A 10,753-nucleotide genomic window follows, 5' to 3' on the forward strand; every position below is an offset into this window, starting at 1 on the left:
GCGAGCGCGTTGGTGGTGCCCTGCGCCTGTCCGCCGTAGATCGCGGCGATCAGGGCGAGCACGCCCACGGTGACGTAGACGATCGCGCGGGCGGCGTAGCCGGCCTGCATCACCGGGACGACCCAAGCGGGAGCTTTGTCGGACATGGGCGTGAACCTCCTTCGCGGGCACGGAACATGCCCTGGACGGAGAACGCCGCTGGCCCGGGTGCGGGTTCCATGACGATCGCGCGCGGCCCGTCGTGGCGGTTCAGTCGCGGGCGGGGCAGTCCGTCCCGAGGGGCGAGCCGTCGTAGGCGCGGTCGCCGCAATCGTTGACCTCGTGCCAGATGTAGCCCTGCCCGGTCTCGGTGATCGCGACGACGCGGTCGATGCCGAACTCGCGATTGCGCTGGCCGGTGAAGACGCGGGCGCGGCCCTCGTCGATGGCGGCGCCGATGGCGCTGGCGTCGAAGCAGTCGAACCAGAACGGCGCGCGGCGCGGGATTGCGCCGGGGTAGAGCTCGGCCTCGAGGGTGCCGGGGCTGGCGTCGGTGCGGAAGCAGGCGCGGAACCGGATGGGCGAGCTTTCTGCGTCGATGGCGCGGAAGTCGCGCACCGGCAGGTCGATCGGCGCCCCGTCCGAGCCGGTCAGCCGGACGTTGTCCTGGATCGGCGCCTCTTCGTAGTAGTGGAACACCTGCAGGTAGTACATGCCGATGCCGGCGGCGAGGCCGCTCAGGATCAGCACGAGGCCGACGATCTTTCCGGCGTGCACGGCTATCTCCGATCTGCGCGGCGCAGCGCCGCGAACGAGGGGGACCGGCGCGCCATGCTCAGGCGCCGCCGGCGGGGGTGCGCACGAAGGCGTCGGCGCACATCTTCGCCAGCCCGCGCACGCGGCCGATATAGGCCTGCCGCTCGGTGACCGAGATCACGCCCCGCGCGTCGAGCAGGTTGAAGATGTGGCTGGCCTTGATGCACTGGTCGTAGGCCGGGTGGGCCATGACGATGGTCTTGCCGGTCTTCGGGTCAGCGTCGTCCTGGCCCAGGATGCGGGCGCATTCGGCCTCGGCCTCCTGGAAGTGGTCGAGCAGCACGGCGGTGTCGGCCACGTCGAAGTTCCAGCGGGAATACTCCTGCTCGGTCTGGCGGAAGACGTCGCCGTAGGTCAGCGGCTGCGGGCTGTCGGGGTCGTTGTAGGGCATGTCCATCACGTGATCGACGCCGAGGACGTACATCGCCAGACGCTCGAGCCCGTAGGTCAGCTCGCCCGAAACCGGATGGCAGTCGTGGCCGCCGACCTGCTGGAAGTAGGTGAACTGCGACACCTCCATGCCGTCGCACCAGACCTCCCAGCCCAGACCCCAGGCGCCCAGGGTCGGACTTTCCCAGTCGTCCTCGACGAAACGGACGTCGTGCAGGCCCATGTTGATGCCGATCGCGGCCAGCGATCCCAGGTACAGATCCTGCAGATCGGGGGGCGACGGTTTGATGATCACCTGAAATTGATAATAGTGCTGAAGCCGGTTCGGGTTCTCGCCGTAGCGCCCGTCGGTGGGGCGGCGCGAGGGCTGCACATAGGCCGCCGCCCAGGGGTTCGAGCCCAGCGCACGCAGGGTCGTGGCCGGATGGAACGTGCCCGCGCCGACCTCCATGTCGTAAGGCTGAAGCACCGCGCAGCCCTTCGCCGCCCAGTAGCTTTGAAGCCGCAGGATGATTTCCTGGAAACTGCGCGGTCTGTCGGTGGTTGCCTGCATGACGCTCTCCGGTCCGGTCGCCGGCCTGATAGGGCAAGCGGGCCCTCGGGGTCAATGAGCGGCGCGGATTCGGGGATGCACCGGACCGCGCTTATGTTAACACTATCGCGACAGGGGTCGCACCAACCGGGGAAAGGCAGACCGGACGATGCTGAGACGAATGATGGCAGCGCTCGCGCTGGCGGGGGCGCTGACCGTTGCGGCGTACAACGAGGCACGGGCACAGCAGCAGGCATATTTCATCCAGGTCGAGGCGCAGTCGAGCCTGACCGGCGCGCAGGACACGGCGGAACGCTTCGGCCGCGCCTTCGGCAACGTGGCGAGCTTCGCGCTGGGCGGCGGCTGGTACGGCATTGCGCTGGGTCCCTACACCGAGGACGAGGCCGCCCGCGTGCTGGCGAACCTGCGCGGGCGCGGACAGATCCCGCCCGACAGCTACGTGCAGAACGCGACGCGCTACGACGAGCAGGTCTGGCCGCCGGGCGCCACCCGCGCGCAGACGATGGCGCGGCTGGAGGCACCGTCCGGGGCGCAGACGCAGGCGAGCGAGCTCGAGCAGCGGCTGGCGCAGGCCAACGCCGCGCAGGACCAGCAGCAACAGCAGCAGACGGCGCAGCAGCCCGCGCCGGTGACCGAGACGCCGCAGCAGGCCCGCGCCGCCGAGCGCGAGCTGACCCGCGCCGAGCGCGAGCAGCTTCAGATCGCGCTGCGCTGGGCGGGGCATTACGACGGCCGCATCGACGCCGCCTTCGGTCCCAACACCCGCGGCGCCATGCAAAGCTGGCAGCAGGCGAACGGCTACGAGACCACCGGCATCCTGACCACGGCGCAGCGCGCGGCGCTGCTGGACCAGTACAACTCGGTCTTCGACGGGCTGGGGTTCGCCACCTACGTCGACGAGCGCGCCGGCATCGCCATGGAGATCCCGCAGGGCGTGGTGGCCTTCGACGGCTACGAGCCGCCCTTCGCCACGTTCGAGCCGACCACCGACCTGGGCGCGCGGGTGCTGCTGATCAGCCGCCCCGGCGACCGGCAGACGCTGGGCGGGCTCTACGAGATCATGCAGACGCTGGAAATCGTGCCGGTCGAGGGCGAGCGCAACCGCGATGGCGACGGCTTCGTGCTGACCGGCGCCAACGACGAGATCGTCAGTCACACCGAGGTCGGGCTGGCCGACGGCGCGATCAAGGGCTTCACCCTGATCTGGCCGGCCGGAGACGAGGCGCGCCGGGAACGCGTTCTGGCACGCATGCAGGACAGTTTCTCGCGCCGGCCGGGCGTGCTCGAGGCGCCCGAGGCGGTGCCCGATGCGCGCGACGTCGACCTGGTGGCCGGGCTGCGCGTGCGCCAGCCGGTGCGCACCGCGTCGGGGTTCTTCGTCGACCGCGCGGGCCGCGTGCTGACCAGCACGGCCGCAGTCCAGGGCTGTTCGCGCGTCACGCTGGACAGCGAGCACGACGCGCAGGTGGTGGCGCAGGACGCCGAACTGGGGCTGGCGGTGCTGCGCCCCGATGCGTCGCTGGCGCCGCGCCGCGTGGCGCAGTTCCGCGCCGACCCGCCGCGCCTGCAATCCGAGGTCGCGGTCGCCGGCTATTCCTTCGGCGGCGTGCTGGGCGCGCCGACGCTGACCTTCGGCACGCTGGAAGAGCTGCAGGGCCTGCGCGGCGAGGCCGCGATGAAGCGCCTGACGCTGGCGTCGCAGCCCGGCGACGCCGGTGGTCCGGTGATGGACGACGGCGGCGCCGTGCTGGGCATGCTGCTGCCGCGCGACGGCGACGACAGCCAGCGGCTGCCGCAGGACGTCAGCTTCGCCACCAAGACCGACGACATCCTGGCCTTCCTGCGCCGAGCCGGTATCGACGCGCAGGCGCGCGGCGGCAGCGCGGCGCTCGACCCCGAGGACCTCACGCGCGTGGGTGCCGAGATGACGGTGCTGGTGAGCTGCTGGGACTGACGCGGGCGTGATGCCGCGGTGCGGCATCTTGACCGGGGACGTATCGTCGCGCCTTGCCACGCGGTGGGTCGCGGGGCGAGTGTGGCCGCATGGACCACGCCGCCCCCCCGCCTGACGCTCATGTGACCGAGATCACGCCGACCGCGCCCGTCGCGGCGGCGAGCCATGGCGGGCGCGCGAAATGCCTGCAGCGGCTGGTGCGGCTGGAGATGCCGCTGCCGCGCACGGTGGCGCTGTCCTTCGCGACGGTGCACGGCATCGCCGCGGGGCGGATGCCCGACATCGGCGCGCTGGTGGCGGGCTTCGATCCGGGCGCGCTGCTCTGCGTGCGGCCGTCCTCGGGCGATCCGGACTGGGGCGGGCCGGGCGCGATCCTGAACATCGGCATGACCGACGCGCGCTGCCGCGCGCTGGCGCCCCGGATCGGCGCGGAGGCTGCGCGCGCGCTCTACCTGCGCTTCGTGGAATCCTACGCGCTGCACGTGGCGCGGCTGGACCCCGACAGCTTCGAGGGGCGCGACGCGGGCCAACCCGACGCGCTCGAGGCCGCGCTGGCCGCCTACGAGGACGAGGCCGAGGAGCCGTTCCCGCAGGACCCGGTGGTCCAGCTGTCCGAGGTCCTGCGCTCGATGGCGCGCGCGTGGGAGGGCACCACCGCGCGGATCCTGCGCCAGGCGCGCGGCGCACCGGCCGATGCGGGCCTGGGGCTGGTGGTGCAGGAGATGGCGCTGGGCGTGGGCCCGGGCGAATGCGGCTCGGGCGTGCTGCAGCTGGTCGATCCGGAAACCGGCCAGCCGCAGATCACCGGGCGCTACCTGTCGCAAAGCCAGGGGCGCGAGGCGCTGGAGCGCGGGCTGCCGAGCCAGTACCTGGGTCGCGATCCGCGCGGGCCGTCGCTGGAGGAGCTGGCGCCACAGGCCTTCGCCGACCTCAAGCGCCACGCCGCCCGCATGCGTGAGCGGCTGCGCGAGGAGATGCAGATCGAATTCACCATCGAGGACGGCCGCGTGCACATCCTCGACGGGATCCGCGTGCCGCGCAGCGCGCGGGCGGGCCTGCGCATCGCCGTGCGGATGGCCGAGGACGGCGTGATCTCGCGCCAGGAGGCGGTGATGCGGATCGAGCCGCGGGCGATCTCGGAGCTGCTGCACCGGCAGGTGGCGCCGGGCGCGCCGCGCGACGTCATCGGCCGCGGCGTGGCGGCCAGCCCCGGCGCCGCCTCGGGGCGGATCGTGTTCACCGCCGCCGACGCGCAGGCCAGCGCAGCCCGCGACGAGCCGTGCATCCTGGTGCGGCGCGAGACGACGCCCGAGGACATCCGCGGCATGCACGCCGCCAGCGCGGTGCTGACCGAGCGCGGCGGCATGACCAGCCACGCGGCGGTGATCGGCCGCGGCCTCGGCCTACCTTGCGTCGTGGGCGCATCGCGCATCCGCTTCCATTTCGAGCGCCGGCAGATCGCCTGCGCCGACGGACGGCTGCTGCGCGAGGGCGACACGATCACCGTCGACGGCACGACCGGAGAGATCCTCGCCGGCAGCCCCGCGATGGTCGAGGCGGCGCTGGACGACGCCTTCACCACGCTGATGGACTGGGCCGACGCGCATCGCGACATCGCGATCCGCACCAACGCCGACACGCCCGCCGACGCGCTGACCGCGCGCAACTTCGCCGCCGAGGGGATCGGCCTGTGCCGGACCGAGCACATGTTCTTCGAGGCCGACCGCCTGACGCCCATGCGCGAGATGATCTTCGCCGACAGCCCCGAGGACCGGCAGGAGGCGCTGGCGCTGCTGCTGCCGATGCAGCGCGGCGACTTCGTCGAGCTGTGCCGCATCATGGAGGGCATGCCGGTCTGCATCCGCCTGTTCGACCCGCCGCTGCACGAATTCCTGCCCTCGGACCGCGCGGGGCTGCGCGACCTGGCCGAGGCGCTGGACATGGCCGTGAGCGACGTCACCCGCCGGGTAGAGTCGATGGGCGAGTACAACCCGATGCTGGGCCTGCGCGGCGTGCGGCTGGGCATCACCGTGCCGGAAATCTACGACATGCAGGCGCGCGCGATCTTCGAGGCGACGCTGGACGCCAGCCGCGACGGCGCGCCGGTGGTGCCCGAGATCATGCTGCCGCTGGTCTCGGCCCGGCGCGAGGTCGAGATCGTGCGCGCGCGCATCGACGCCGTCGCCGCCGCCGTCCGCGCCGAGCGCGGCCGCGACTTCACCTACCGGCTAGGCGTTATGGTCGAGACGCCGCGGGCCTGCCTGCGCGCCGGCGACATCGCGCAGCACGTGCACTTCCTGTCCTTCGGCACCAACGACCTGACGCAGATGACCTACGGGCTGTCGCGCGACGATGCCGGGCGCTTCATGCAGGCCTACGTCGCCGAAGGCGTGTTCCGCGAGGATCCGTTTCACGTGCTCGACCACGAGGGCGTGGGCGAGCTGGTGAAGATCGGCGCCGATCGGGCGCGACACGCACGTCCGGGCATAACCCTGTCGATCTGCGGCGAACATGGTGGTAATCCCGATTCGATCGCGTTCTGCCGCGCGGCGGGCATGGACTATGTCAGCTGCTCGCCCTTCCGGGTGCCGGTGGCGCGGCTGGCTGCGGCCCAGCTGGCCATCCGCGATGCGTTGCAAAATTAACCCAAAAAAGTGGCAATTCTTTACGTTATGGTAACCTTTCGGTAATCAGCAGGCGTTTTGCAGGCCCTCCCGGGGCAGCAAGGCGGCGCAACGACCGAAGGTTTTCGCCTATGTTACGGGCACTTGCAGTTATCACCGCTCTGATTCTTCCTTTCGGGGGCGCGATGGCGGATGGCGGCGGTTTGAAGGCGATGCAGCTGATCTCGCTCGAACGCCGGGCGCTGGACGACGCCGCGACGGCCCATCTCGGCCGCCTGCTGATGGGCCCCGACGCCCCCCGGATGCCGCGCTACGACGCGGCTTGGCTGGCAACCCTGCCCGAGGCCACCGGCGACAGCCAGTGGGAATGCCTGGCCGAGGCGCTGTACTTCGAGGCGCGCGGCGAATCGGTCCGCGGCCAGTTCGCGGTGGCCGAGGTGATCCTGAATCGCGTCGAAAGCGGCCGCTTCCCCGACAGCGTCTGCGGCGTGGTCAAGCAGGGCACCGGCCGCAAGTTCGCCTGCCAGTTCACCTATACCTGCGACGGCCTGCCCGAGGACGTGCACGAGAAACGCGCCTGGGACCGTGTGGCCAAAGTGGCGCGCGCCGTGCTCGACGGCCGGTCGGGCCAGTTGACCGAGGGCGCCACCCACTATCATACCACTGCGGTGAACCCCGATTGGGCGAACGTCTACGAGCGCACCGCGCAGATCGGCGCGCACCTGTTCTATCGCCACACCTGGCGATCCTCGAGCCGCTAGGGGCGCGCGGTCCGGCCGCGCCCCCAGGCTGCCCCGCGCCGCCCAAGGAGCCGTCATGGCCGACGAGATCCGCCTCGCCTTTTCCCACCCCTCGGAACGCGCCATCGCCACCGCCGGCGAGGCGCCGCGCGACCGGATCATGGTCCGGGACCTGGTGCTCGAGGCCGAGATCGGCGCCTTCCAGGCCGAGCGCGGCACGACGCAGCGGCTGCGCTTCGACGTGGTGGTCGAGGTGGCGCCGCTGACGTCGCCGGTCGAGGACGACGTCGACCGCATCCTGTCCTACGACCGGCTGAGCGAGGCGATCGCGCACGAGCTGGCCTCCGAGCGGCTGAACCTGCTCGAGACGCTGGCCGAGCGCGTGGCCGAGCGCATCCTTCTGGAGCCGCAGGCGATGCGCGCCTTCGTGCGGATCGAGAAGCTGGACCGCGGCCCCGGCGCGCTCGGGGTCGAGATCGTGCGCACGCGGCGTGATTTCGGCGACAATCTGACAGCGCTGGCGGACGAGGCGGCGCGGACGCGGCCGCATCCGCGCGTGGCGTACCTGTCGAACGACGCGATCGCCGATCCGCGCCTGGGCGCCTGGATCGACGCGCTGCTTTCGGGCGACGCGCCGGTGGTGCTGTGCGTGGGCGCGCCCGACCTGCCCGCGCCGCAGACCGGCCACAAGATGACCCAGCGCCGGATCGACCTGCTGGCGATCGAGCAGAACGGCTGGAGCCTGGCCGCGCGCGACGCGCGCTGCAAGGTCGTGGCCACGCGGACCGAGCTCGACTGGGCGATGCGCAACGGCCAGCTCTGCGTCTGGGCGCCGTCGAAGATCGTGCTGGACGCGACCGAGGGACCGCAGGTGCAGCCGCGCGACGCGGTGGCGCTGGCGGCGTGGTTCGCGGGCGCCATGGAGGCGCGCGAGCTTCTGGTCGTGGGCGCGACGCCGCCGGCCTCGGCGCGCGTGCCGGTGCGGGCCGCGACGCTGGACGACGCCGCGCTCTAACGCTTGCCAAAGACCGCGCGATCGGTCACCACCGCGCCCATGTCCGAGTATTTCCGCCCCCTGCCCCAACGCGACGGGCCGCGCCCGGAGGGTGCCGTGCCGCTGGCCGGCGGCGCGCTGTGGTTCGTCGAGGCGGTGCGCCTGGCCCGCGCCGCGGCGCCCCGGCGGGTGCCGGTGTCGGAGGTCCCGCGCGACTGGCTGGACCGGCTGAGCGCGCCGCGCGCGCAGGTGGCCGGCCTGCCGATGGACCGCGCGCATGTCATGGGCATCGTCAACGTGACGCCGGACAGCTTTTCCGACGGCGGGCGGCTGCGCGACGCGGATGCCGCGGTCGCGGATGCGCGCGCCATGGTGGCCGCGGGTGCCGCCATCGTCGACATCGGCGGCGAAAGCACCCGGCCCGGCGCCGAGACGGTCCCCGACGATCTGGAAATCGCGCGCACGCACCCGGTAATCGCAGCGCTGGCCGGCGATCTGGGCGCGCCGATCTCGATCGACACGCGCAAGCGCGCGGTGGCCGAGGCCGCCGTCGCGGCCGGTGCGGCGATCGTCAACGACGTCTCGGGGCTGACCCACGATCCGACGCTCGCCGCGTTCGTGGCGGAGCACGATCTGCCGGCCTGCGTGATGCATGCGCAGGGCGATCCGAAGACGATGCAGGACGACCCGCGCTACGATGACGTGCTGCTGGACGTCTACGACTGGCTTGAAACCCGGGTTGAGGCGCTGGAGGCGCAGGGCATCCCGCGCGCGCGGATCCTGGTCGATCCGGGCATCGGCTTCGGCAAGACGAAGGCGCACAACCTGGCGCTGCTGGCGGGTGCGAGCCTGTTCCACGGGCTGGGCTGCGCGGTGCTGATCGGTGCGTCGCGCAAGCGGTTCATCGGCACCATCACCGGCACCGAGCGGCCGGCCGACCGGATGGCCGGCTCGGTCGCCGTGGCGCTGGCCGCCGCCGCGCAGGGCGTTCAGGTCCTGCGGGTTCACGACGTGCCCGAGACGGTCCAGGCGCTGCGCGTCCGGGCCGCGCTGGGCGAGGGAGACAGCGATGTCGCGTAAACTTTTCGGAACCGACGGGGTGCGCGGCACCGCGAACACCCATCCCATGACCGCGCAGCTGGCGCTGGAACTGGGCGCCGCGGTCGGGCGGTACTTCCGCAACGAGCACCACGGCGTGCACCGCGTTGTGATCGGCAAGGACACGCGCCTGTCGGGCTACATGTTCGAGAACGCGCTGACCGCCGGGCTGACCAGCACCGGCATGAACGTGTTGCTGCTGGGTCCGGTGCCGACGCCGGCGGTGGGCCTGCTGACGCCGTCGATGCGCGCGGACCTGGGCATCATGATCTCGGCCAGCCACAACGCCGCCCCCGACAACGGGATCAAGTTCTTCGGCCCCGACGGCTACAAGCTGTCCGACGCGGTCGAGGCCGAGATCGAGGCGCTGATCGACGCGGGAGTCGAGCCCGCCGCGCCCGCCAATATCGGCCGCGCCCAGCGCATCGACGACGGCCGCTTCCGCTACCAGGAGCGGGTGAAGTCGACGCTGCCGCCGGGCCTGCGGCTGGACGGGGTGAAGGTGGTGGTCGACTGCGCCAACGGCGCCGCCTACCGCACCGCGCCCGAGGTCCTGTGGGAGCTGGGCGCCGACGTGATCCCGATCGGAGTCAAGCCCGACGGGCACAACATCAACGCGGAATGCGGCTCGACCAAGCCGCAGGCGGCGGCGGCCAAGGTGGTCGAGACCGGTGCGCATGTGGGCATCTGCCTCGACGGCGACGCGGACCGGATCGTGCTGATCGACGAGAACGGCACCATCGCCGACGGCGACCAGATCATGGCGCTGATGGCCGCCCGCTGGTCCGAGGAGGACCGCCTCAAGGGCGGCACGGTCGTGGCGACGGTGATGTCGAACCTCGGGCTCGAACGCTTCCTGACCGGCCGCGGGCTGCGGCTGGAGCGCACGCAGGTCGGCGACCGCTACGTGGTCGAGGCGATGCGCAAGGGCGGCTGGAACCTGGGCGGCGAGCAGTCGGGCCACATCGTGATGACCGATTACGCCACCACCGGCGACGGGCTGATGGCGGCGCTGCAATTCCTGGCCGAGATGGCGCGCACCGGGCGCCCGGCGTCGGAACTGGCGGCGAGTTTCGAGCTGGTGCCGCAATTGCTGCGCAACGTGCGCTACGACCCGTCCGAGGCGCCGCTGGAGCATGCGTCGGTCCAGGCGGCGATCGCCGAGGCCGAGGCGACGCTGGACGGCAAGGGCCGGCTGCTGATCCGCAAGTCGGGGACCGAGCCGCTGATCCGCGTCATGGCGGAATGCGAGGATCCGGCGCTGATGAACCGGATCGTGTCCGAGATCATCGCCGAGGTCGAGGCGGTCGCCGGCTGAGGCCCCGGTTCAGAGGGCGTCGGGGGCTCTGCCCCCGCCCGCTGCGCGGGCTCCCCCGGGATATTTCAGGACCAAAGAAGCGCTGGCGGTCACGCGATCCGGTAGGGCAGCACGTCGCGACGGTCGGGGCTGACGCTGAGCCGGCGTTCGAGCGGCGGGACCGAGCGCTGGTGGCAGGCGGTGCGTTCGCAGATCCGGCAGGAGATGCCGATCGGCTCGAACGCCTGGTCGCTTTGCAGGTCCAGCCCGTCGGCGTAGACGATCTGCGCCGCGTGCCGCGTCTCGCA

At 71.8% G+C, this 10,753-nt stretch carries 9 protein-coding genes; 6 read left to right on the forward strand and 3 right to left on the reverse strand.

Annotation, left to right across the window (positions count from 1 at the left end):
* Positions 1 to 249: 249 nt before the first annotated feature.
* Both ACFDTC_RS11655 and ACFDTC_RS11660 read right to left on the reverse strand, forming a co-directional pair.
* Positions 250 to 756 carry a DUF6446 family protein gene (locus tag ACFDTC_RS11655; RefSeq protein ID WP_375259047.1) on the reverse strand — a complete coding sequence of 169 codons (507 nt, stop codon included), beginning with the start codon at positions 754 to 756 and terminating at the stop codon, positions 250 to 252.
* 58 nt (positions 757 to 814) lie between these two features.
* Positions 815 to 1,738 (reverse strand): glycine--tRNA ligase subunit alpha, encoded by a 924-nt coding sequence (locus ACFDTC_RS11660; protein WP_375259048.1) that lies wholly within the window; start codon positions 1,736 to 1,738, stop codon positions 815 to 817.
* Between the two features lie 160 nt (positions 1,739 to 1,898).
* Between ACFDTC_RS11660 and ACFDTC_RS11665 the strand changes: the two genes are divergently transcribed.
* The 6 genes from ACFDTC_RS11665 (at position 1,899) to glmM (ending at position 10,466) form a co-directional block, all read left to right on the forward strand.
* On the forward strand, positions 1,899 to 3,692 hold the full coding sequence (locus ACFDTC_RS11665; RefSeq protein WP_375259049.1) for a trypsin-like peptidase domain-containing protein: 1,794 nt from the start codon (positions 1,899 to 1,901) through the stop codon (positions 3,690 to 3,692).
* 89 nt (positions 3,693 to 3,781) lie between these two features.
* Positions 3,782 to 6,337 carry a putative PEP-binding protein gene (locus ACFDTC_RS11670; protein ID WP_375259050.1) on the forward strand — a complete coding sequence of 852 codons (2,556 nt, stop codon included), beginning with the start codon at positions 3,782 to 3,784 and terminating at the stop codon, positions 6,335 to 6,337.
* Between the two features lie 191 nt (positions 6,338 to 6,528).
* A complete protein-coding gene (locus tag ACFDTC_RS11675) occupies positions 6,529 to 7,077 on the forward strand; it encodes a cell wall hydrolase (RefSeq protein ID WP_375259051.1) in 549 nt (182 codons plus the stop codon).
* A gap of 55 nt (positions 7,078 to 7,132) precedes the next feature.
* Complete coding sequence (locus tag ACFDTC_RS11680; protein WP_375259052.1) at positions 7,133 to 8,071, forward strand: dihydroneopterin aldolase; 939 nt, start codon at positions 7,133 to 7,135, stop codon at positions 8,069 to 8,071.
* A gap of 39 nt (positions 8,072 to 8,110) precedes the next feature.
* Complete coding sequence (folP, locus tag ACFDTC_RS11685; RefSeq protein ID WP_375259053.1) at positions 8,111 to 9,130, forward strand: dihydropteroate synthase; 1,020 nt, start codon at positions 8,111 to 8,113, stop codon at positions 9,128 to 9,130.
* Positions 9,120 to 10,466 (forward strand): phosphoglucosamine mutase, encoded by a 1,347-nt coding sequence (glmM, locus tag ACFDTC_RS11690; RefSeq protein WP_375259054.1) that lies wholly within the window; start codon positions 9,120 to 9,122, stop codon positions 10,464 to 10,466. Before folP ends, glmM begins: the two co-directional genes overlap by 11 nt.
* Before the next feature lie 89 nt (positions 10,467 to 10,555).
* On the opposite strand, the gene ACFDTC_RS11695 is transcribed toward glmM, so the two are convergent.
* Positions 10,556 to 10,753: short-chain fatty acyl-CoA regulator family protein (locus ACFDTC_RS11695; protein WP_375259055.1), on the reverse strand; the 198-nt coding region annotated here is incomplete at its 5' end.

Source organism: Citreimonas sp. (assembly GCF_042096055.1).
Classification (GTDB): domain Bacteria; phylum Pseudomonadota; class Alphaproteobacteria; order Rhodobacterales; family Rhodobacteraceae; genus Citreimonas.

Coding starts and splice junctions, on each gene's coding strand:
- ACFDTC_RS11660 (WP_375259048.1), bottom strand. CDS start 1,738: ATGCAGGCAACCACCGACAGACCGCGCAGTTTCCAGGAAATCATCCTG.
- ACFDTC_RS11665 (WP_375259049.1), top strand. CDS start 1,899: ATGATGGCAGCGCTCGCGCTGGCGGGGGCGCTGACCGTTGCGGCGTAC.
- ACFDTC_RS11670 (WP_375259050.1), top strand. CDS start 3,782: ATGGACCACGCCGCCCCCCCGCCTGACGCTCATGTGACCGAGATCACG.
- ACFDTC_RS11675 (WP_375259051.1), top strand. CDS start 6,529: ATGCAGCTGATCTCGCTCGAACGCCGGGCGCTGGACGACGCCGCGACG.
- ACFDTC_RS11680 (WP_375259052.1), top strand. CDS start 7,133: ATGGCCGACGAGATCCGCCTCGCCTTTTCCCACCCCTCGGAACGCGCC.
- folP (WP_375259053.1), top strand. CDS start 8,111: ATGTCCGAGTATTTCCGCCCCCTGCCCCAACGCGACGGGCCGCGCCCG.
- glmM (WP_375259054.1), top strand. CDS start 9,120: ATGTCGCGTAAACTTTTCGGAACCGACGGGGTGCGCGGCACCGCGAAC.